The 22,524-nt window shown below is 70.4% G+C and carries 16 protein-coding genes; 9 read left to right on the plus strand and 7 right to left on the minus strand.

Going from position 1 to position 22,524, the window contains the following annotated elements; all coding sequences use genetic code 11:
- The first annotated feature begins 118 nt into the window (after positions 1 to 118).
- The 3 genes from WMF19_RS43535 (at position 119) to WMF19_RS43545 (ending at position 6,791) form a co-directional block, all read left to right on the plus strand.
- Positions 119 to 5,566: an AAA family ATPase gene (locus WMF19_RS43535; protein WP_437895754.1), complete on the plus strand. Its 5,448-nt coding sequence runs from the start codon at positions 119 to 121 to the stop codon at positions 5,564 to 5,566.
- Positions 5,563 to 5,940, plus strand: a complete 378-nt coding sequence (locus WMF19_RS43540; protein WP_437325522.1) for a response regulator — start codon at positions 5,563 to 5,565, stop codon at positions 5,938 to 5,940. Before WMF19_RS43535 ends, WMF19_RS43540 begins: the two co-directional genes overlap by 4 nt.
- A gap of 128 nt (positions 5,941 to 6,068) precedes the next feature.
- Positions 6,069 to 6,791, plus strand: coding sequence for an Hsp20/alpha crystallin family protein (locus tag WMF19_RS43545; RefSeq protein ID WP_437895755.1), 723 nt, complete (start codon positions 6,069 to 6,071; stop codon positions 6,789 to 6,791).
- 105 nt (positions 6,792 to 6,896) lie between these two features.
- On the opposite strand, the gene WMF19_RS43550 is transcribed toward WMF19_RS43545, so the two are convergent.
- Entirely contained in the window at positions 6,897 to 7,886 is a 990-nt protein-coding gene (locus tag WMF19_RS43550) for a DsbA family protein (protein ID WP_437895756.1), read from the minus strand.
- A gap of 74 nt (positions 7,887 to 7,960) precedes the next feature.
- Positions 7,961 to 8,746: a hypothetical protein gene (locus tag WMF19_RS43555; protein WP_437895757.1), complete on the minus strand. Its 786-nt coding sequence runs from the start codon at positions 8,744 to 8,746 to the stop codon at positions 7,961 to 7,963.
- A 328-nt stretch (positions 8,747 to 9,074) separates the two neighbouring features.
- On the opposite strand from WMF19_RS43555, the gene WMF19_RS43560 reads away from it, so the two are divergent.
- Genes WMF19_RS43560 through WMF19_RS43570 form a run of 3 tightly spaced genes read left to right on the plus strand, consistent with a single transcriptional unit; the run spans position 9,075 to position 11,937 of the window.
- Positions 9,075 to 10,076 (plus strand): MopE-related protein, encoded by a 1,002-nt coding sequence (locus tag WMF19_RS43560; RefSeq protein WP_437895758.1) that lies wholly within the window; start codon positions 9,075 to 9,077, stop codon positions 10,074 to 10,076.
- A gap of 11 nt (positions 10,077 to 10,087) precedes the next feature.
- Complete coding sequence (locus tag WMF19_RS43565; RefSeq protein ID WP_437895759.1) at positions 10,088 to 10,948, plus strand: DUF692 domain-containing protein; 861 nt, start codon at positions 10,088 to 10,090, stop codon at positions 10,946 to 10,948.
- Positions 10,945 to 11,937, plus strand: a complete 993-nt coding sequence (locus WMF19_RS43570; protein ID WP_437895760.1) for an HvfC/BufC N-terminal domain-containing protein — start codon at positions 10,945 to 10,947, stop codon at positions 11,935 to 11,937. Before WMF19_RS43565 ends, WMF19_RS43570 begins: the two co-directional genes overlap by 4 nt.
- 119 nt (positions 11,938 to 12,056) lie before the next feature.
- On the opposite strand, the gene WMF19_RS43575 is transcribed toward WMF19_RS43570, so the two are convergent.
- Positions 12,057 to 13,412, minus strand: a complete 1,356-nt coding sequence (locus WMF19_RS43575; protein ID WP_437895761.1) for a methyltransferase domain-containing protein — start codon at positions 13,410 to 13,412, stop codon at positions 12,057 to 12,059.
- Between the two features lie 170 nt (positions 13,413 to 13,582).
- Positions 13,583 to 14,194 carry a helix-turn-helix domain-containing protein gene (locus tag WMF19_RS43580; protein ID WP_437895762.1) on the minus strand — a complete coding sequence of 204 codons (612 nt, stop codon included), beginning with the start codon at positions 14,192 to 14,194 and terminating at the stop codon, positions 13,583 to 13,585.
- A gap of 299 nt (positions 14,195 to 14,493) precedes the next feature.
- On the opposite strand from WMF19_RS43580, the gene WMF19_RS43585 reads away from it, so the two are divergent.
- Positions 14,494 to 15,531, plus strand: coding sequence for a hypothetical protein (locus tag WMF19_RS43585; protein WP_437895763.1), 1,038 nt, complete (start codon positions 14,494 to 14,496; stop codon positions 15,529 to 15,531).
- On the opposite strand, the gene WMF19_RS43590 is transcribed toward WMF19_RS43585, so the two are convergent.
- A complete protein-coding gene (locus tag WMF19_RS43590; protein ID WP_437901743.1) occupies positions 15,502 to 16,335 on the minus strand; it encodes an AraC family transcriptional regulator in 834 nt (277 codons plus the stop codon). The two genes, WMF19_RS43585 and WMF19_RS43590, sit on opposite strands and share 30 nt — an antisense overlap.
- A 338-nt stretch (positions 16,336 to 16,673) precedes the next feature.
- Between WMF19_RS43590 and WMF19_RS43595 the strand changes: the two genes are divergently transcribed.
- Both WMF19_RS43595 and WMF19_RS43600 read left to right on the plus strand, forming a co-directional pair.
- The gene (locus tag WMF19_RS43595) at positions 16,674 to 17,858 is read left to right on the plus strand and encodes a pyridoxamine 5'-phosphate oxidase family protein (protein ID WP_437895764.1); all 1,185 of its coding nucleotides are present in this window, start codon (positions 16,674 to 16,676) and stop codon (positions 17,856 to 17,858) included.
- 151 nt (positions 17,859 to 18,009) lie between these two features.
- Positions 18,010 to 18,924, plus strand: coding sequence for a hypothetical protein (locus tag WMF19_RS43600; protein ID WP_437895765.1), 915 nt, complete (start codon positions 18,010 to 18,012; stop codon positions 18,922 to 18,924).
- A 191-nt stretch (positions 18,925 to 19,115) separates the two neighbouring features.
- On the opposite strand, the gene WMF19_RS43605 is transcribed toward WMF19_RS43600, so the two are convergent.
- Positions 19,116 to 19,802 carry a queuosine precursor transporter gene (locus tag WMF19_RS43605; RefSeq protein WP_437895766.1) on the minus strand — a complete coding sequence of 229 codons (687 nt, stop codon included), beginning with the start codon at positions 19,800 to 19,802 and terminating at the stop codon, positions 19,116 to 19,118.
- 218 nt (positions 19,803 to 20,020) lie between these two features.
- Complete coding sequence (locus WMF19_RS43610; RefSeq protein ID WP_437895767.1) at positions 20,021 to 22,345, minus strand: helicase-related protein; 2,325 nt, start codon at positions 22,343 to 22,345, stop codon at positions 20,021 to 20,023.
- Positions 22,346 to 22,524 lie beyond the last annotated feature (179 nt).

Here is a 22,524-nt window from a genome sequence, read left to right on the forward strand (position 1 = left end):
GACATGGCAACTCGTGGGCCCAAACGCCTCCGATATGCGGGGCACGTCGGAGGCATGGGATCGACCTGCTGTCCAGCAGGCTCGCTCCGTTGAGCCTGGGCGCGCGCCACACTTCCCGGTGCGACCGAGCACAGCCCATCTCAAGGGGTATCACGTCACCGCGAAGACCGGCGAGGGCCCCGGCTCCGCCACGTATCGAGCCTATCGGGACGCCGACGGCATCGACGTGGCGATCAAGATGCTGCACACCGATTACGCCCGAGCCGGCGATATCATGCGCGTCAGGCACGCCTACCGCGCGATACGGCAGGTCGACTCGGCGAGGGTCGTCAAGGTGTACGCCGTCGAGGAGCACGAGGACGGCCTGGCGCTCGTCACCGAGTATTTCCCGGGCGCCCCGCTGTCGGCGAGGGCGGCCTGCAGGCTGGGCGTCTGCGCGTCGCTCGACATCTTGATCCCCGTGGCAGAAGCCCTGGCCGACATCCATCGCCACGCCCTCATCCATGGCGACGTGAGGCCTCCGAACATCCTGCTCGGAGAGGACGGTCAGGTGAAGCTCACGGGCTTCGGCGTGGATTCCATCGTGACGCGCGAGAAGGAGGAGATCTATTGCCGCCGCGTCCTCTCGAAGGTGCTCCCCTATACATCGCCGGAGCAGACAGGCCGCATGAATCGCAGCGTGGACTACCGCACCGACATGTACTCGTTCGGCGTCGTCCTCTACGAGATGCTCGCCGGGCAAAGGCCGTTCGAGGCGACAGACCCCCTCGAGCTGATGCACGCGCACATCGCCGTGACGCCCGTCGCCCCCTCGGAGCTCAACCCGGAGGTGCCCGACGCGCTCTCCGCCGTCACGATGAAGCTCCTCAGCAAGAACGCCGAAGACCGCTACCAGTGCGCCGAGGGGCTGAAGGCCGATCTGGAGGAGATCCGAGCGCGATGGCAGCGCAGCGGCCAGATAGGAGCGTTCAGCCCTGGCCGCCACGACAGGAGAGACCTCTTCCGGCTTCCCCAGAAGCTCTACGGCCGCGAAGGCGACATCCGGAAGCTCGTCGGCGCGTTCGACGACGTGCTGCGGGGCAAGCGGACGATCGTCCTCGTCTCGGGCTATTCGGGCATCGGCAAGTCGTCGCTGGTCCAGGAGATCTTGAAGCCGCTGGTGCGCGAGAAGGGCTATTACATCAGCGGGAAGTACGATCAGTACAACCGCGACGCGCCCTACAGCGCCATCGTCCACGCGTTCGACACGCTCGTCAAGCAGCTCCTCTCCGAGAGCGAGGAGCGGATCCTACGGTGGCGGGACGCCATCCTGTGCGCCCTCGGGGCCAACGGACAGGTGATCTGCGACGTGCTCCCGTCGCTCAAGCACATCATCGGCGAGCAGCCGCCTGTGCCCGCGCTCGGCCCGGTCGAAGCACAGAACCGCTTCATCCTCTACTTCCACAACTTCGTGTCCGTCTTCGCCCGGCACGCCCACCCGCTGGCCATCTTCCTCGACGATCTCCAGTGGGTGGACTCGGCCAGCCTGAGCCTGCTCACGAGCGTCCTCGCGAGGGAGGACGTCGAGTCGCTCTTCTTCTGCGGCGCTTACCGCGACAACGAGGTGAGCCCGACCCACCCCTTCCTCGTCGCCCTGGAGCAGCTCACGAAGGGCGGCCTCGAGGCGCGCGACATCGTCCTCGCGCCCCTCGGCCTCACGCACCTGACCGAGCTCATCAACGACAGCCTGCAGATCGGCGGCGGCGAGGCCCTCGCGTGCGCGATCCTGAAGAAGACCGGGGGCAACCCGTTCTTCGTGAAGCAGTTCATGCGGCACCTCTACGACACGAAGGCGCTCGTCTTCGACCCTGCGGCCGGCTGGGGCTGGGACCTCTGGCAGATCGAGCGGCTGGAGTGCACCGATAACGTCCTGAGCCTCATGGCGGAGACCATCCGGCGCCTGCCGCATGCGACGCAGCGGGTGCTCCGGCTGGCCTCGGCGATCGGCAACACGTTCGAGATGGACGTCCTGAACACCGTCAGCGAGCGGCCCGCCGACGAGACGTACGCGAGCCTCGACGACGCCCTCGCCGAGGGCCTGATCGTGAGCGCGGACGAGCAGTATCGGTTCGCGCACGACAAGATCCAGGAGGCCGCGTACTCGCTGATCCCGGAGAGAGACAGGCCAGCGTTCCACTACCGGATCGGGAAGCTCCTGCTCGGCAAGCCGCGCTCCGACGACCGGCGCGATCTGTTCGACGTCGTCAATCACCTGAACAGCGCCGGTGATCTGATCCGCGCGCCGGACGAGCGCATGGAATCGGCCAGGCTCAACCTGGAGGCCGCCGGGCGCGCCCAGGAGTCGGCGGCCTTCACCGCGGCCCTCAGGTACCTGGAACATGGCATATCCATGCTGCCCGGAGACGCGTGGGCCTCCAGCTACGAGCTGACCTTCACCTACCACACGAAGAAGGGGCTCCTGGAGTCGCTCTGCGGACGCCACGACGACGCGCTCTCCACCCTCGCGGGGAGCTTCGATAGAGCGGTGGGGCGCCTCCACAAGACGGAGGTGCGCCGCCTGAAGATGAACGTGGAGATCCTGAAGAACGATCTGCCCGCCGCCATGGAAGAGGGCCTCGCCGCGCTCCGGGCGTACGACATCGACCTGCCGCCCTATCCGGGCGACGACGCGCTCATGACCGAGATGGAGCGGACGATCGCTATGATCGGCGACCGCCCGATCGCGTCGCTGGTCGATCTGCCTGCGCTCGACGATCCGGAGATCGCCGCCCTGCAGGACGTGCTCCAGGAGATGTTCTCGCCGACTTACCAGCTGGGCACGAACAACTTCGGCATCACGGTGATGAAGGCGCTCCAGAACTCGCTGAGACATGGCATCTCGAGGAACTCGATCTACGCCTACGTGAACTTCGGGACGCTCCTGTGCGCCAGGCGCGACATCGAGAAGGGGTACGAGTTCGGGCGGGCGGCGGTCCGCCTGAACGAGCGCCACCCGGACGTGAAGTCCGAGTCCATGCTGTGCAACATGTGGGGAGCGTGGGTCCAGCACTGGATGGATACCTACGAGAGCTCGAAGGCGTCCCTGCGCAAGGGCGTCCACGCCGGCGTGGAGACGGGGCAGTACATCTGGGCCTTCTACAACGCGTGCAACGCGAGCATGAACGGCCTCCTCCGGGGGGAGCACCTCCACGACGTCATCGAGGAGGCGAGGCTGTATCTGCCGCTCTGCAGGCTCGACAAGTTCAACGCGATCACGTGGATCGTCGGGGCCGTCGGGCAGCTCTGCGAACACCTGAGCACGCAGGACGAGGGCGATTGGAGGCGCGGGGCGTGGGTCGACATCGACGCGGTCACCGAGGACGCCCGCAGCATCGACAACCGGGCGTCGCTCTACTTCGTGAACGTCTTCGAGGTCCTCGCCGGCGTGTTCCAGGGCGCGTACGAGGAGGTGGCCGAGAGGTGGGGCTCCACCGACCCGGGCAGCCTCGGCATGCTCGCCGCGTGGCACGCGAGCCCCTGTTATCACTTCTACGGCGGGCTGGCCTTCTCACGGGCCGCCGGCGCCGCAGCCCCCGCGCGCAGGGCGGCGTACCTCGCGAGGCTCGGGGAGTGCGCGCGCAAGGTGGAGTCGTGGGCAGCGCTCGGCCCGGAGAGCCACGGCCACCGCAGCTTGATCCTGAAGGCCGAGGTCGCCCGGAGCGAGCGGCGAGACGGCGCGGGCGCCCTCTACGATCAGGGGATCGCGGCCGCGCGGGAGGGTCGTTTCCTGCACGACGAGGCGCTGGCCAACGAGCTCTGCGCTCGACATTACCTCGATCTGGGCAGGGCCTTCATCGCGCGCGCCTACATGACCGAGGCGCACAGGCTCTATGGGCGCTGGGGCGCCGTCCGGCCGATGCTGCGCCTCGAGAGGGACTTTCCGCACGCGCTCGGGCCGGAGGCGCTGCGCAGGCGGACCGACCTCGCGCGGGACGGGTACGCCGACGTCCGCGCCGCCGCCGTGGGTCACGGCGCGCGCCCGGGGCTCGACTTCATGGCCATGCTCAGGGCCTCGCAGGCGGTCTCTGGCGAGCTGAACCTCGACCGGGTGATCGAGGCCCTGCTGACGATCGCGGTCGAGCACGCGGGCGCCGAGCGGGGGCTGCTGATCCGCGCGTCCAGCGCCTCGCGCGCCGCGCACACGGCGCACGTCATCGAGGCCGAGGTCGTCACCCGGCACGGCCGGGTCGAGGTCACCCTTCGCCAGGCGCCCGTCACCTCGAGCGATCTCCCCACCGCCATCCTCCAGTACGTGGTCCGCACGCGAGAGCGCGTGATCCTGGACGACGCCGCCGTGCCTAACCTGTACTCGGAAGACGCCTACGTGCGCGGGCGGCGCCCCCGCTCCGTGCTCTGCCTCCCCCTGGTGAAGCAGGGCGCGCTCGTCGGCGTGCTCTATCTGGAGAACAACCTGACCCCGCGCGCCTTCACCGCGGATCGGGTCGAGGTGCTGGAGCTCCTGGCCTCCCAGTCCGCCATCTCGCTGGAGAACGCGCGCCTCTACACCCAGCTTCAGCAGGAGAACGGCGAGCGCAGGCGGGCGGAGCTGGCGCTGAGGGAGAGAGAGGCGCGCATCCGGCGCCTCGTGGACTCCAACATCATCGGGATCGCCGTCTGGGACGTCGACGGCAGGGTCATCGACGCGAACGACGCGCTCCTCTGCATGCTCGGCTACAACCGTGAAGACCTGACCTCGGGGAATATCCGCTGGGCAGATCTCACGCCGCAGGAGTTCAAGGAGGTCACCCAGCTGGCGCTCGAACAGATCCGCACGACGGGCGAGTTCGGGCCGCAGGAGAAGGAGTTTTTCCGAAAGGACGGCGGCCGCGTCCCGGTGGTGATCGGCGGAGCGCGGTTCGAGGGATCGGAGAGCCAGGGGGTGGCGTTCTGCCTCGACGTGACCGAGCGCAAGCAGGCGGAGGAACGCCAGAAGCTCCTGATGAACGAGCTGAACCATCGGGTGAAGAACACGCTGGCGATCGTGCAGGCGATCGCCGTGCAGACGCTCCGCATGGCGGACTCGCCCAGGGCCTTCACGGACGCCTTCCTGGCCCGGTTGCTCGCCCTGTCCCAGACCCACAACCTCCTGAACCAGACAGCGTGGCAGGGCGCCGACCTCCACGACGTCGTCCGCGCCGAGCTGGCGCCGCACGCCCATGGCGACGCCGATCGCGTCCGCCTGGCCGGCCAGGACGTCCGCCTCCGCCCGGAGGCGGCGGTGACGCTCGGCATGGTCTTTCACGAGCTGGCGAGCAACGCGGCCAAGTACGGAGCGCTATCGCAGCCGTCCGGCCGCGTCGCGGTCACATGGGACGTGATCACACGGGCGCACGAGCGCCTGCTCCACCTGGAATGGCAGGAGACGGGCGGGCCTCCGGTCCGGCCGCCGCACCGCAAGGGCTTCGGTTCACGCCTGATCGAGCGCGACCTCGGGCGCCAGCTCGCCACGGAGGTGCGCCTCGACTACCTGCCTGGGGGCGTGGTTTGCGTGATGGACCTGCCCCTCGAGCGCGTGGGCGTAGGATGAGCTCGACCCCAGGAGGCGAACGCGGGCTGGAGGGGCTGCGTGTCCTCATCGTCGAGGACGAGCCCATGATCGCCTCGTCCCTCGAGGACGTCCTGACCGACCTCGGCTGTGTGGTGGTCGGCCCGGCGCTGAACATGAAGGACGCGATGCGCCTGGCCCGCGCGGCCGAGATCGACGGGGCGAGCCTCGACGTCAACATCGCCGGCGAGAAGGTCTATCCGGTGGCCGACATCCTGAGCGAGCGAGGCATCCCGTTCGTCTTCCTGACGGGGTATGGCAAAGCTGGGTTGCGCGAGTCCGATCTCAGCCGTCCGGTGCTGCAGAAGCCGTGCAGTCTGGAGCGCTTCGAGGAGATCCTGGCGGGGTGGCGGTGAGCGATTTTACCGGGCTCCCGGGCGCAGCGGCGCGGCGTCGACAGGCCACGTCATCCACGTTGGTTCACGCTCGCGACACGGCACTACACTTGCAAGTCACGTTTGCGAATGCTCGAAAGGAGGTTGTTATGGCGGAACAGCAGCGTCAGCCGACAGGCCAGGACGTGTCCGTGGGCAAGTCGCAGCAAGGCAAGCCCGGCGGCCAGGCGACAGGTCAGACCCCTTCCCAGGGCGGTCAATCCACCGGGATGCAGCGTCAGCAGGGCGGCGGCCAGATGGGGCGGTACGGCGCGGCGGGCGGCGTCTTCAGCCCGTTCGCGATGATGAGCCGGATGATGGAGGACATGGATCGCATGTTCGACGACTTCGGCTTCGGAGGGTTGCTCTCGCCGTTCAGGCAGGGCCGCGCGATGGGTGAGCCGGGTGGCGGCCGGGGTCTCTCGTCCCTCGGGGGCGGCCTCTGGTCGCCGCGCATCGAGCTCAGCGAGCGCAACGGTCAGCTCGTCGTCAAGGCCGATCTCCCCGGCGTGACGAAGGACGACATCCGGGTGGAGCTCGGGGAGGACACCCTGATCATCGAGGGTGAGCGCCGGCAGGAGCAGCAGGAGCAGCGCGAGGGGGTGAGCTACACCGAGCGCAGCTACGGGTCGTTCACGCGCGCCATCCCGCTGCCCCAGGGCGTGCAGGCCGACGACGTGGACGCGAGGTTCGAGAACGGCGTCCTCGAGGTCTGTCTGAAGCTGCCGCAGCAGCAGCAGCGCAGCCGCTCGGTCGAGATCAAGAGCGGCGGGCCCTCGCAGGGGACGAGCGCTGGCGGCGGCCAGATGCCCGAGAAGAACCGGCCCAGCTAGCCGATCTCGACGTGGGTCCCACCGGGGCGACGGTGCGCCGTCGCCCCGGTGTCGCTCGGCGGAGGGGTCGGTCGTCCACGGAGCGCGACCCGCAGGCGCGCGACGCTAAGGCGCGTCGCGCGGCGCGCCGCCTCTGGGCGCCGCGGCCTCGCGCCCTCCGAGGATCGCGAGCTCGGTCTCGATCCACCGGTCGAGCTCGCCCTGGAGGCTGAACAGCGCCAGATCGAACTCCCGCCCGTTGATGACGATGAACGGCGTCCCCGAGAGCCCCGCGCGGTCGGCCTCGGCCTTGTCGCGCGCGACCACCCGGGCGGCGGGCTCGCCCGCCATGTCGGCGCGGAACCGGGCCATGTCGAGGCCGACCTTCTGCGCGTAGCCGAGCAGGTCCTTCTCCTCGAGCCGCTGCTGGTTCTCGAACAGGAGGCGCTCCATCGGCCAGTAGCGGCCCTGGCGGTGCGCCGCGATGGCCGCGCGCGCCGCGGCGTCGGCGTGCGGGTGCGATCGCAGCGGGTACACCTTGTGGATCAGCCTGACGTAGGACGCGTGGCGCTCGACGACCTCGTCGATGAGCGGGACCGCGCGCCCGCAGGAAGGACACTCGAAGTCCGACCACACGACGATCTGGATCGACGCGCGCTCCGGCCCGCGAGAGGGCGAGTCGGCGAGGTCGATCCGCTTCACGTTCGGACCGAACCTCACGCCGTACGCGGCCTGCGCCTCGGCGCCGCTCGCGCCGCCGCGGATCTTGTCGGCGAGGAGCTGCGCGGCGGGCGCGCAGGCCGCGCAGGAGCGCGACTCGCGGACGCACTGCGCGAGCGACACCGCCTGATCGGGGCACGGCGCGTAGAGCTGCGAGACGAGCTGCCACCAGGTATCGCGCTCGCGGCGGACGAGCTCGGTCGTGTCGACGCCGGGCAGCTCCTCCGGCGCATCGCCGCGCGCGTCGAGCGGCGCGGCGCCCGGGGGCCCGGGGAGCGGGACCTCGGGGGAATCGGCGAACTGGGGTTCCTGCCGCTCCGCGCCGCCGCAACCCGCGAGCGCGGCGAGCGCGGCGAGCACGAGCCGTCGTCGTACACCTGATCTCGGAATGAACACGCGCGGATGCTACACCCGCGCCGCGGCCCGGCCAGGCCGAACCGCGGCCCGAGGCGCGCGGCCTCAGCGGCCCCTCAGAAGGCGCCGCCGAGGCCGAAGGTGGTGCCGCCGGGCGCGAGGGCGATGTGCGGCGCGAACCGGAGCCGGAGCGGGCGAAGGCGGATGTACTCGTAGCTCTCGGCCGCCGGGGGCTCCTCGTACTCGAGGAGCGTGGCGTCGAGGATGTTCGCCGTGAGCGCTCCGAGGGCGGCGCCGAAGACCAGGCCAGTGAGCTCGCCCCCTCTGCTGGGGGCAGCGCTGCCGACGAGCTGGCCGACCAGGCCGCCGCCGAACGTGCAGCCGACGTTGAGGCCGAGGCTGGCAAAGCCCTTGACGAGGTGGCCGTTGGCCCAGTGGGTGATCGGACCGCCGAGCACGAACGGGCCGGCGGTCATCCAGGCGAACACCTCGTTCTCCGTGGCGACGGCGAGGGGTCCGAACGCGATGGTCCCGCTGAGCACGAGGAGGTGCTGCCAGCCATACCAGACGCGCTCCTGCTCGCGCCGGTCGCGCCAGGGAGAGGCCCCGGGCTGCCAGGGACCCGGGCTCGTCGTCCACCTCAGGGGCGCCTGGGGAGCTCCGGGCGGCGCAACCCCGGTCGGCGGCGCGCCACCGTCGCCCCGAGCCGGCGACGGCAGGAGGGGCGCTGCCGCCGCGTCGCCCGGAGCCGGAGCAGGCGGCGCGACGGCCGACCCGCTCGGCGGCGCAGCAGGCGCAGGGAAGACCTCGGACGCAGGCTGCATGGCGCTCGCCGGCGCCGCCGTGACCACCACGGCTGCTGCACAACCGATCCACAGCCCGCCGCGAAGCATGCCTGTCATCCTGCGATCCTCTCTTCCTTCTTTCCGCGCTCAGAACCTCTTTACTTCCTTTCGCTCGGCCGCCGCGTGCAAATCCGGCCCCGCATTCCTGCGAGCGGCGATGGACGGCTGCTCCGCCCGCGGCGTGCGCGGAACGCCCCGCAGACCGGCCATGGACGCAGAGGCGGGAGCGCGCGGGACGCCGCCCGTACAGCCACGCTCCGTCCGGTTGACGATGGGCCCGCGACAACTTGCCGCATATTCCGCGCGCACCAGCCGTGCCACATGTCGTGCGCCGGGCAGCCTGCAGGCGCGCCCTGCGCGTTTCTTCGGAGGCACGACGAGCACCATGACCCAATCGCCGAGATCCACCTTGCTTGCGCTGGCGCTCGCCAGCTTCGCCGCCGTTGCTCCGGCCTGCGGCGACGATGACGGCGTGACGCCGATCGGGACCGGCGGCTCCGGCGGCGAGCCCCCCGCCGGGACCGGCGGCGCAGGCGGCGAGGAGCCCGCCGGGACCGGCGGCTCCGGCGCGACGGGCGCGGGTGGCCAGCCCGTGGGCGACGAGGACAGCGACCACGACAGGGACGGCCTCACCCCGCGCGCAGGCGACTGCGACGACTTCAACAACACCGTCCACCCCGGCGCCGAAGAGCGGAATTTCGATGACATCGACTCGGACTGCGATGGGTCCGACGCGCCGCGCAAGACCCTGGTGTGGAGCGCTGACGAGGATCCCGCTCAGCCCGATCTGGTGGACGCGCTGGCCCTCATGGACGCCGACGGCGATGGCCAGATCTCCTTCGAGGAGTTCTCCGCGGCGTGCGCCGAGTCCGCCATGCTGGCCGGCACCGCGCGCCCCGGCGTGGTCCAGGTCCACGCGTCCTGCTCCGGCAACAACAGCTGCCGCGGCATGGTCTATCAAAGCTGGAATGAGCTCTACGAGCACTCGTGTCGCGCCGTGAACGGCTGCGAGGGCTGGAGCTGCGTGGAGACCGCCGAGGACCAGGATCGAGACGGCCCCGCTGCGTTCAAGGCCGCGACATGCGACCATTGCCACAGCGCCGCGACGGGTAAGTTCTCGGTGAAGGTGCCGCCAGGCGAGGACGTGAGCGCCTTCCTCGCCGACTTCTGGGAGCGCCGCTCCGATCCGTACCTGCAAGCGATCATCGCGTTCGGGATCGACGGCGCCACCCCCGAGGGCACCGCCTACGCGAACATGCCCGGCTCCTATCACGTGCTCTCGCGCTCCGAGATCGACCGGCTGATCGCCTACCTCCGCACCCTGACGCCGGAGGGCGACAACTTCGAGCAGGTGCCGACGCCAGACCCGATCGACCCGGGCAACTGACCCTCCGACCGATGAGCGCGCCCCGAGACACAAGCGACGATCGGGCGCCCGACGCGCGGTCCATCCCGCGCGACGCGCTCGGCCTCGGGCTGCGCCCGCCGCACTACGACGCGATCGAGCGGACCTGGCCCGAGCTCGGCTTCTTCGAGATCATCGCGGAGAACTACCTCGGCGCGTCTCCCCTGCCCCGGGAGCGGCTCCGGCGCATCGCCGAGCGCACCCCGATCGTCGCCCACGGCGTCTCCGTCAACCTGCTGGGCGAGGCCCCCCTCGATCGCGATTACCTGTCCCGGCTCAGGGATCTGATCCAGGAGCTCCGGATTCCCTACTTCACGGATCACCTCTGCTGGACGGCGTTCGAGGGCGTGACGCACCACGACCTCTTGCCGGCGCCCTACGATCCGGAGCTCATCCCCTACGCCGCGGGCCGGGCGTTCGAGGTCCAGGAGGCGCTCGGCGTCCCGTTCGGGATCGAGAACCTGTCTTCCTATGTCGCCTGGGAGCGCGACGTGTTGCCCGAGTGGGAGTTCTACCGCCGCGTGGTGGAGGAGTCCGGCTGCTGGGCCATGCTGGATCTCAACAACGTGTTCGTCTCCAGCGAGAATCACGGGTTCGATCCGCGCGCGTACCTCGACAGCGTGCCCTGGCGCCGGGTCTTGCAGGTCCACCTGGCTGGCCACCAGACATTGCCCTCCGGCTTGCGGCACGACACGCACGATCGCCCGGTGTGCGACGAGGTATGGTCTCTTTACGAAGAGGCGTGGCGCCGGGGCGGTCCCTTCCCGACGCTCCTCGAGTGGGACGCGGAGATCCCGCCCTTGCACGTGGCGCTCGCGGAGCTCGGCAAGGCGCGGCGGGTGCGGCCTTCATGAGCCCGAGAGGCGGGGCTCCTCCGGGCTGGCTGCGGGAGCTCCAGCGCGACTTCACCGCCGTCCTCCGCGCGCCGCTCGACTCGAGCGCAGGCCGGTTCCGGGAGCTGCAGGAGCGGTATCCCGCGGGGCTCGTGGCGCAGGTGAAGGGCGGCCCAGGGGGCCTCGCGCCGACGGAGCGGCTCGCGGTCTATCACCGCCAGTACTGGATGCGCCTGTTCACCGGACTGCAGACGAGCTTCCCGCGCGTGTCGCGGGCGCTCGGATTCTGGCACTTCAATCACCTGGCCGCGCTGCACCTCGAGGCGTGCCCGCCCCGCCACTTCGACATCGACGAGAGCACGCGCGGGTTCGCCGAGCGGCTCCGCAGCGCGCTGCGCGGCCCTGACGGCGCGCGCAGCGGTCGCCAGCCGGGGCGCCCGGCGCGCGGGCACGACGACGCGTGGCGCCGGCGGCTCGAGCTCTCCAGGGCGCCGCTCGCGATGGTCCGCCAGGCGCTGCGCATGGACGAGGCGGAGCGGCGCGCCTACGAGTCGCCGTTCGAGGGCCTCTGGCGGCCGACGCCGGAGGAGCTCGCCACGCTGGCCGAGGCGCGGCTGCGCTTCGCTGTGTCGTTCTCGTTGACCCACGAGAACTGGGACCTCGCGCGCTTCTCGCGGCTCACGGGGGGCGACCTGGACGAGGGCCCCCTGGACGCGAGGCGTCGCCACGCGTCGACCCGCGCGTGGGTCTTCGCCCGGAGCGCCGCCGGCACGACCACGACCTCGGTGGATCCGCTGTTCGCCCGCCTGCTCGAGCGCTGCCGGGAGCTGCCGTTCGGGCAGGCCCTTGCCGCCGTCGAGCAGGGCTGCACGGCGGCTGAAGCGGCGCAGCTGCAGGCAAATCTGCAGGGCTGGATCGCGCTCGCCCTCTCGAGCGGCTGGTGGACGGGCATCGACAGCGCCGAGCCGCGCGCGCAGGAGATCCCGCTCGACGAGCTGGACCGAGCGTGAGCCCTGGAGCGCCCCTTCGCCCCCCGGTCGCTCGCGCGCCCTGGCGCATCCGCGGTCTCGGTGGCCGGCTCGCGGGAGCGGCGCATGCCTTCAGCGCTGTCCCTGGGCGGATGGCATCATTATCCGATCTCGATCCAGCCCCGGAGCCTCATGGTTCGCAGCAGGACGACGAAGTCGTCCTCGGTGAGCGCCTCGCCGGCGGCCGGGCCGAGACCGGCCAGGATCTCGCGAGCAGCCCGCCTGCCGTCGATGGACGACAGGAGCTTGTGCAGGAAAGCGCCCAACGGGCCCGGGATCGGCGTCGCTCTGCTGTTCGCGGAGGTCAGCTCCACACGAGGCTTCGGGCCTCCGGAGCCGAAGGACCACCCCTCGAGCAGCTGAATGCGTCGGCCCGCGATGAACCGCGGGATCATGTCCAGGATCGCGCTCCCGCGCCGGGCAGCGTGATCCACGAAGGCGCGTGCGACAGGATCGGGCTCGAGGTCTCCGCGCTTCCGTGCGGCGAAGAAGATGGTGGAGTGAACCAACCCGGGGAGCCACTCGTCGAGCGCAGAGAGGTCGTGGAACATGGCTCTCCTCCGGCGGATCTCCAGCGCGTCGAACGCGAGATCATCGAGGAAGGCCGGCATGTCGTCGCTCCTCAGGGGCCCGGCCGCCGGTGGGTCCGAGGAGCGGCGGAAGGGCAAGCCGAGATTGAGCCATACGCCCCCGGGGGACAGGACCCGGTTGATCTCCCGCGCGATGAACGTCGGCGCCCCGGCGATGTCCAGCAGGTACTGGGTCACGACGAGCGATATCGATCCGGGAGCGAAGGGCAGCGCGGCGGCGTCCGCCACGATGAAGCCTGCCCCTCTGGGAGGCGTCGCCGGCCCCCGCATCGAGACCTGGCGCCAGCGCGCCTCCGGGATCTGCAGCGAGAGCGCGCCGCCGCGCATCAGGTGGTCGGCGAGCAGCAGCTGCGGCAACGAGACGTCGAGCCCGAGGCTCGTGGGGAAGGCCGTGGCCAGGCTCGCGACGAGCCCTCCAGCGCCGCAGCCGAGCACCGCCGCGACGCCCCGATCCGGGCAATGCCGCAGAACCGCGTCGAGGAAGAACGCGCGGTCGGCGCGGAATTCTTCGGTGTCGGCCCAGTCGATGTACAGGTACGGGAGCCTGGTTTCCCAGCCGGCCATCTGCGACGTCATGAAGTCGCTCATGCCGACCGGGCGCTGAGGGAGCCCCGCCGCTTGCGCGAGCGCGGGCTCCAGGACGCGCTTCAGCGCCTCGCGGTTCCCCGGCTGCGCCGCGTCGGGCTCGGGCAGCGAGGCGACCTGCGTCCGCAGCGCGTCAATCCACACGTGCGGCTTGAACGTCAGGATGGGAACGCCGAGGAGGGACGGGGCCTCCGTCCCGCATACGACACAGGCATCAGGCCGCGCAGGGCCGAAGGCTCGGCCGCAGCACACGCAGCTCCATGAGACATCGCCGCTTCCCATGTCGATGCTCCTTGGGCAGCGCGATGAAGGGCGTAAGGGGGCAGCTGGCGATGCCCGCCAGGGCCATCGCCGAGCTCATCTAAGTATCGAGCCCCCTCCGGGCCCCGGGCTGGAGCAAGAGCCCGCTGCTCCCGAGGGCGCAGCGGGGCGCGCCTGGACCAGATGACGTGCTAGGCGGCCGCGCTCCCGCGGCCGGCTGCGCCGTTTCCCCCTTCGTTGAGCTTCGCCTCGTGCTTTGCGACCCACTTGCGGAGCCGCTGCGACAGAGGTGACCGCCCGTTCTCGTAGTTGGCGACCGAGCTGCGCGCGAGGCCGAGCTTTTCGCCGAGCTCGGCCTGCGAGAGCCCGAGCTTCTCGCGAAGCACCTTCAGCGTCGTCGAGTCTGTCGCCGCCTTCGCGCGCGCCGATGCGCTCGGAGGGGTGGCCGGCACGGCCTCGACCGCGCGCCCGGCCCGCTGCGTGCGCTCGACCGCCGCCGGCGGTGACTCGGCGCGGGCGCCTTCCGGAGCGGCGCGCCGCGCGACGGGCGCTCGGACGCTGCTCGTGCTCCCCGCGAGCTTCTCGCCGCAAAACGGGCAGAAGTCGAACGCGAGGACCTTGCCCGAGTCGTTGCGGAACTCGACTCCCTGGATCGACGCTGGAATCCCTTGCGCGCGGCGCTCTTCGCTCGCCCACCCGTACACGAGCGTGAGCCCGCGCTCCTCTTGATTCACCGGTAGACCGGTCTGACTCATCCGAAGGCAGACCGTCCTGCCGTCGCGAGTGCACTGTCGTCCGATCATGGGCATCGTCATCTCCTCTTTTTCGTGCGGGCGCAGGCGTATCCGGTCCAACTTTTGCGCAGTACTGCTCACCTGTCAAGGTGGACACATGCCCGGTCGAACATTTGCGCGATACTGTTCATTTGTCAAGGCAGATATACGGGAAGCCTGGGCGAGGAAGAGGCGATGATGTAGGGATCGTCGACGAGCTCGTTCCCGCCCTCTTCAGCGTGGAACCCGCGCGTGGAACCCGCGCGCGGCCTGTTTTGTCTACGTTTCGCTTCCTCGCGTCCTCGCGCTCCTGGGGGAGCTTGCAGCCGATGAGCCCCGTCAACGTTTACCACTGCCAGCGATGCATCGCGCCGCTGGAGGTCCCGCCGGGCATCCGCACGATCGTGTGCCGTTACTGCGGAACACACAACGAGCTGCAGCGCCCAGGCCCGCCCGCGGCCGCGCCTCGCCCCGCTGCGCCGCCGAGCCGCAGCCCCGCCGCGATCCTCATCGGGGTCGCCATCGCCGTCGCCATGATCGTGAGCATCGCCATCCTCGCCCCGCGGCGCGTCCGGGTCCCCGGAGCTCTCCGCGGCCCGCTCGATCTCGAGTGGTCGAACGAGCGCAAGTTCGTCGTCAAGTCCGACGAAGCGCTCTACGGCGAAGTCTCCATCTTCGAGGGCACGTACCAGATCACCTTTCACGGCTTCCCACAAGGCACCAGGTGGAAGGTCGCGGAGAAGAGCGGGCGCATCGAGAGCGACATCTATGACATCATCAAGCTCGACAATGTCGAGGGCCAGCTCGGAAGAATACCAGTCGCCCAATACCGCGATACCCTGCTTGGGCCCAAGGCGCAGCTCGAGATCGAGCTCCCCTCCGGACAGGCAGCTTCCATCGAGCTGCGCCAGGCCGACGCCGCCATGTCCGTCCTGTCGGTGCTCGATCGGGTCAAGAATGGTCCGGTCCTCTTCGAAGGTGAGCCGAAGCAGGAGGGCGATCTGAGCAGCGTGCTCCTCCTGGAGACGGCTTCCATGAAGCTCTTCGGCCAGGCGGTCCTGCTGCAAGACGTCGATCTGGTGGCGATGACGCGCCGGCTCCCGGAGATCAAGGGCCGAAAGACGTGCACCGGGTACAAGGACCGAGCGGGCGAGCCGCTCCCTGACCTGACGATCCGGTTCAAGGAGACCGAGGCCACCGTGCTCGATAGGCGGACCGGGGCCGTCGTGCAGAAGAAGGTCTTTCCGCCGGATGAAGAGTGCCCGATGTTCAGGTTTTCGATCGGCGACGATCGCGAGCGAGAGCAGGACAGCTACCCGCCGACGCGGGACATCGAGTCATGGCTGAGCGCCTTGGTCCAGCGTTAGGCGACCGAGACGACGGGCCATGTACCGCGCCGGCGACGCGCCGAGCGCCTTGCGGAACATGGTGACGAAGCTGCTCGCGCTCTCGTAGCCGAGGTCGCTCGCGACGCTCTGCACGCTCGCGCCGCGCGAGAGCCGCTGGAGGGCCAGGACGATGTGGAGCTGCTGGCGCCAGCGACCGAAGCTGAGGCCGGTCTCCCGGACGAGCAGCCGGTTGAGGGTCCGTTCGCCGACGCCGATCCGGCGGGCCCACGTCCCCATCGTCGCGCCGTCGGCGGGGTTGGTCGCCATCGCATCGACGAGCTTTCGGAGGCGCCGGTCGGCCGGCATCGGCAGGCGGTGTTTCTCGATCGTCGCCGCCGCCAGCTCGTCGAACAGGACGGCCACGAGCCGCGCATCCGGCCCGTCGAGGTCGTAGAGCGCGGGGCGCGCCGCGAGACGGACGAGCAGCTCGCGAAAGAGCGGCGTGACCGAGACGGCGCAGCACTCGGCCGGAAGGTTCGGAGCCGCGTCCGGCTCCATGAAGACGCCGTAGCCCTCGAGCGGCGCGCGCCCTCGTATCTTGTGGACCACTCCGCCGGGGATCCACAGCGCCGAACGCGGCGGGATGATCCACAGCGCGTTCGAGGCCTCACACGTGACCTCGCCGCGCTCGAGGAAGAACAGCTGTGACTCGCGATGGCTGTGGAACTCGCTCTCCAGCCCGCCGGTGACCATGCTCAGGCCGACGGCGTTGGCGGGCCGGGCGAGCGTGCTTCGCCAGCGGCCACGATCCTCGGACGCGAAGCGGCGCGAGAGCGACTCCATCGCTTCGGCCATCGATGCGCGTGGCTCGTTTGCGAGCTGGACGTCGCCATGAAAGGTCCACCCGGGGGAAGCGCTCGACGGCGATGCGGGCGGGGCCGACGAGCCTTTCGTGGGGGAGCCGGCGGAGGGCGAGGCCGACGCCAGCGATGCCGTTGATGACACGGACGACGAGGGACGCTGCCTTCGCTTCGAACCCATGGCCGGTTTGCGAAACAAAATGTCCTCATTTCGGAATGCGGTCAAGGTCGCCGGCTGCGATGGTTCCTCTGCGCGCTCCGGCGGCCGTGCCGGAGCCCGGGAAACCGCTCTTCGGCGGACGGGAACGAGGAGGCTCTTCGATGCGGAAGGTGATGACCGCGCAGCAGATCGAGGCGATCGTCGGCGCCCCGATCCCGGCCGTGCGCATGAAGCAGATCGGCGCCCTGGACGAGGGTTGTCGGCGCGTCCTCGCCAATGCGCCGATCGCCGGCTTCGGTTTTCGTGACGAACAGGGAGGCTGGCACAGCACCTTCGTCGGAGGCGCCCGCGGCTTCGTGCACGTGGAATCGCCGAAGCGCATCCGGTTCGAGCTACCGGCGAGACACCCGACGCCGAAGTCGGGCAGCGGCGCCTCCTTCGTCTTCCTCTTGCCGGGAATCGGCGAGACCCTTCGGCTCAACGGCTCCGTGGCGGAGCGACGCGGCGGCCGGATCGTCGTCACTGTCGAGGAGGCCTTCGTGCACTGCGCGAGGAGCATCCTCCGATCCGGCCTCTGGGAGGGGCCGCGCGCTCCCGCCGCCACCGCCGTCGAGCCGCCGTTGCCGCGTGATGGCGCGCGTCACGAAAGGGAAGGCGGACGGCTCGGCGATCCGAGCGTTGCCCGCTTCCTCGCGTCGAGCCCCTTTGCCGTCGTCTCGTCGTGGGACGCTGCTGGCTCGGGCGATACGAGCCCGCGAGGGGATTTCCCGGGCTTCTTGCGGATCCTCGACCACGAGACGCTCGTCATCCCCGATCGCCGGGGAAACCGGCGGACCGATACGTTCCACAACGTCATGACGTGCTCCCAGGTCTCCCTCGCGGCCGTGGTTCCAGGGCGCGACGACGTTCTCCACGTCAGCGGCGCGGCGTACGTCACCGACGAGCCGGCGCTCTTGTCGACCATGGCGCTCGCGGGAAAGCCGCCGCAGGCGGCGCTCGTCATCCGCGTGGAGCGCGCGGAGCTCCTGGCGAACGAGGCCCTGCAGCGGTCGAAGATCTGGCAACGCTCCGCCCACGGCGACGCGGCCGTCATCCCCGATCTGATGGCGCTGGCGACCCAGCACCTCGCGCTCAACAAGGGCGGCGGCGCGAAGGCGGCGGTGATTCGCATGCTCGGCAGCGGCGCCGGCGCTTTCCCGAGGCTCCTGCGCTGGCTCATCGATCTCGGTTACCGTAAGGGTCTGGCGGACGAGGGCTACGACCGCGGCGCTGCGCTCCGAAGCGGCGACGAGGCGGTCCGCCCGCGAGGATCTCGCCGCCGAGCCGCTCGACCACGAGGCTCATGAGACGCCGGCGGGCCTGAGGGACTTTCGTTCACGTCGCGCCCGAGTCGACGTGAACGACCGGGCAGCTCCTCCAGCACGCGGGGCCCGTGACGCTGTAGCCGGCGCCGCAGGTCGGATAGTGTTGTTCGGCAACCAAGGAGAAGCCGCGAAGATGATCCGATCCTCACGCGCCGCGACGGCGGCCATGGCAAGCCTGTTCCTGCTCCCGCTCGGAGCGTGCGTCGCGGAGTCGGGGGCGCGGCCTCCCGCCGCGGCCACCGCCCCATCACCCGGCCCAGAGCCCGCGGCCCCTGCGACGAGCCCCGCTCCAGCCGCGACCGCGCCGGCGACAACCGCCACCGCGCCGGCGACCGCCGCGCCCGGCCCGGCGGCCCCCGCGACGGTGGATCTCGATGCGCTCTACAGCGAGGCGATCTTCAAGTCCGCCGTCGTCACGCCCGCTGCAGCGCGCAAGCTCGTGCCGCTCAAGCCGGACGCGAACGGCACCTACACCGTGACCACCTGGGCCGGCTGCCGGGGCGACGGCGGACCGAACAAGTGCGGCGCCTACGTGGCGCAGCAGCCCGTGAACGTGAAGTGGGACGTGTGGGTCACGAGCAACGGCGAGCTCCAGAACAAGTGCAAGACGTGGACAGGCGACGTGGTGCTCCAGATCCACCAGGTCCTCGGCATGTCAGCGCCGCAGCCGCCGCTGCCCGCGGACACGATGGAGCGGCAGTTCGTCACGTTCTCGGGGGTGCCGGCCGCGAGCATCTTCCGCCCGTGCACGGACGCCCGCGTCGACACCGATTCCTGCAACGGGACGAAGCTGCCTGAAAAGCAGGCTGCCCCGGCTCCGGCCGATTACTACAGGTGGTTCACGAACCAGGCGATGTCCTCGTGGCAGGTGCCGGAGAAGGGTCAGACGCCCACGGGCTTCCCCTGGACCAGGCTGGGCTATTCGTACAACTGGGCGCCGGGCGCGGACATCTACGGGGCGTCCGAGTACGTCATCTCCGGCAGCGCGAAGGCGGTGAAGCTCACCGTCGCCGCCGTCCAGACGGCCAAGGATTTCTGCAAGCCTTGATCATGCGCGCGTGAACACTGCGGCGCCGGACGCTGCAGGGGTGATTTGATCCGATCGTTCGATCGGGGCCGATTCGGCGCGGGCCTCGCCGGGCCGACCTCCGTGGTCAAGGTGATTCGATCCACCGCTCCTGAGGAGCTGGGACACAAGCGCTGCTTGTGTCCCTTCTGGTTTGAGCGCCGGAGGCGGAACTATGCCTGCAGCCCCGGCTCCTCCTTGCCTTTCTTGTCGGGCACGAGATAGATGCCAGGCAGGCTTATCAGGGTCATCGCGAATTTGGTCGCCAGATTGATGGCGAAGATCTGCCGGATCACGTCGAACGGCAGTACAAAGGCGAAGGCACCGAAGCAAAACAGCAGGTTATCGATCGGGACGCTGACCGCGTTGCTCGCGAGGACCGCGAGCCACTGGCGCCTGGGGCCCGATTTTTTCAGATACGCCTCGCGAACCCGATGAAAAATCTCGGTATCCAGCAGCTCGCTCACGACCTCCGCGACGATGCTCGCGAACACGATCCGCCACACCGGGCTCAGGATCGCCGAGAACTGCTCGCCGAGCCCCCAGGACGGGTCGGACGGCACCTGTGCGGCCCAGAGGAGATAGAGGGCCATCAGGAGATTGACCCCGCCGGCGCACAGGATCAGCGTCTGGGCGCCGCGCTTGCCGATGGTCTTGTGGACCATGTCCCGCAAGGTGAAGGTAAGGGGATAGATGAAGGTCCCCATATCCACGGCCAACGAGAAGACGACGCCGATCTTGAGGCTTGCGATCTGGCTGATGAGCTGCGCCGCGATATAGAGCGAGATGACGATGATGGCCGCCGGCCTGACGGCGTTCGTCAGATCTTGGCTCGCGCTCCTGGACGACAATTCGGACATGAGAATCGCCTCGTTTTTTAAGGCGGGCGTGGGGACCGCCGCAGTTGTGAGCCGGGTGCCCAGGGCAGCGAGACATCCTGGTCAACAAACAAGACAAAAGTCGGCTGAATCTAGATAATAAGCTTGAATCTTCGCACAGCATCAAGCCGAATCTAGAATCTAATCTCTCGAATCCGGCTAATTCAAAGCAAAAATCGAGGAATTACCTCGGGCAGCTCCTACCCCAGCAACGACGCCGCCACCCTCGGCGCCTCCCGCGCGGGGCACCCCATCCAGCCCGAGAGCCGCTCCGCCGGCTCGCCGCTCGCGAGCGCCCGGAGCACCCGCTCCGCCACGTCCGCGCGGAGCGCCCGCGTCCCGAACACCGGGTAGCCGATCGCCGCGTACGCCCTCGGATCCACGCCCCGCGCGACCGCCATCGACACCGCGCCGGGCGCCGGGCACGCGGGCACCCGGCCGCGGTCGAACCAGGCGGCGCACAGCGCGAGGCGGCGCTCCAGCGCGCCGCGCCGGAGCAGCGGCTGCACGTAGAGCACGCGCTCGCCCACCTCGATGCCGTGCGCCGCGAGCAGCGCCCGGCCCTCCGGCGCGAGCTCCGCGACCTGCTCCTCCGCGTCGCGCGCCGCCGCCGTCCCGAGCCCCTGCTCCAGCTGGTAGACGATCCCGCGCGCCGCGGCCGGGAGCGCGCGCACCTCGGGCGAGCGCAGCGGCGCGAGCAGCGCCTCGACGAGATCGCGCGCGAACGCCACGAGCCGCCGGAGCACGCGCGAGCGCGCCCCCGCGCCGAGGTCCTCGAGCGCGGCGAGCCGCACGTCGGGCAGGAGCAGCGTCGGGCCGCGCGCGAGCTGCCCGAGCAGCCGCTCGCCGTCGAAGATCCGCCCGCCCACGTCGACCGAGAACCGCTCGTGCGGCGCCCCCACGAGCGCCTCGACCCAGCGCGCCCGGTCGTCCTCCGGCGCCGGCGCCGCAGGCCCCGGCGCGAGCCGGGCCCGGAGCGCGGCGATCGGCGCGAACGGGTGTCCCTCCGCCACCGCCGGCGGCTCGGCCTCCTCCCGGCGCGCGCCCGGCGACGACCGCGCGCCCGACGACGACCGCGCGCCCGACGCCGCCCGCAAGCGGCGCGCCGCCCCGCCGCCCCGCTCGACGAAGCGCTGCACAAGCCGCTCGTGGAGCGCGTCGCTCAGGCGATCCTCGATCGCCCGCGTGCGCTCCTGCCACGCCGCCGCGTCGCGGACCCAGCGCGCGTGGTTCGAGATGTACGTCCACGTCCTGATCGACGCGATCCGCGTGATCAGCGTGTCGATGTCGCCGCCCACCTCGTCGATCTCGGCCACCCGGGCGGCCATCCAGCCGGCGTCGAGCGCCGCGCTCGGGCCCGAGAGCTGCCCGTAGATCTCGGCGAGGAGCGCGACGTGCGACTCGAACAGGAGCTTGCGGAAGTCGGGGATGCGGCAGACCTCCCAGAGCAGCCCCACCGCCTCTTCACCCCGCGCGCGCGCTCGCACCTCCGGGTCCTCGGCGAGCCTCGCCAGCGCGGCCGTGTCCTCCGCGTCGTCGACGAGCCTCAGCGAGCGGGCGCGCGGGCGCGCCCGGAGCGACCCGAGGAGCGCGTCGATCGAGCTCATGTCGAGCTCGCTGCTCCGCCAGAGCAGCCTCCGCACCGGCGGGAACCTGTGCGCCTCGATCGCGGCGGCCACGCCGTCGGGGAGCGACAGCGGCGCGACGGTGCCGAAGGTCCCGTCCGCGAGGTGCCTGCCCGCGCGGCCGGCGATCTGCGCGAGCTCGGCGGGGTCGAGGTCGCGCACGGCGCGCCCGTCGAACTTGCGGAGCGCCGCGAACGCGACGTGGCGCACGTCGAGGTTGAGCCCCATGCCGATCGCGTCGGTGGCGACGAGGTAGTCGACCTCGCCCGACTGGAAGAGGGCGACCTGCGCGTTGCGGGTGCGCGGCGAGAGCGCGCCGAGCACCACGGCCGCGCCGCCCCGCTGCGCGCGCAGCCGCTCGGCGATCTCGTAGACCTGAGGGGTCGAGAAGGCGACGACGGCGCTGCGCGGCGGCAGCCTCGAGAGCTTTCCGGCCCCGGCGCTCGCGAGCCGCGAGAGGCGCGGGTGCTGGACGATGCTGGCGGTCGGCACGAGCTCGGCCACGAGCGGCCGCATCGTGTCGGCGCCGAGGAACCAGGTCTCGCGCCGGCCGCGCGAGAGGAGCAGGCGCTCGGTGAACACGTGGCCGCGCTGGTCGTGCGCGGCGAGCTGGATCTCGTCGATGGCCAGGAAGTCGACCTCCAGATCGACCGGCATCGCCTCGACGGTGCACACCCAGTAGTCCGGCCGCCTCGGGACGCGCTTCTCCTCGCCGGTCACGAGCGCGACGCGGGCCTCGCCGACCCGGGTGGTCACGCGGTCGTAGACCTCGCGCGCGAGCAGGCGCAGCGGCAGGCCGATCATGCCCGAGTCGTGCGAGAGCATGCGCTCGATGGCGCGGTGGGTCTTGCCGGTGTTGGTCGGGCCCAGGACGGCGGTGATGGGGGAAGCGTCGACCATGGCGCACGCAGCTTAGTACCGGACGCCGCGGTTACGCCTCCGCGCGCGACGCCGAGGGCGTGCGCCTCGGGTCCTTGCCGCTGGGCGGGCTCGTCCTCGGGCTCGCCGATGGCCCTGCGGAGCCCGAGCGGCGGAGCCCGACCCGCGCCGGAGGCCCCCGTGGGCCTGTCATCGCTGAC

The sequence above is a fragment of the Sorangium sp. So ce124 genome, assembly GCF_051525235.1.
In the GTDB taxonomy this organism is placed as follows: Bacteria; Myxococcota_A; Polyangia; order Polyangiales; family Polyangiaceae; genus Sorangium; species Sorangium atrum.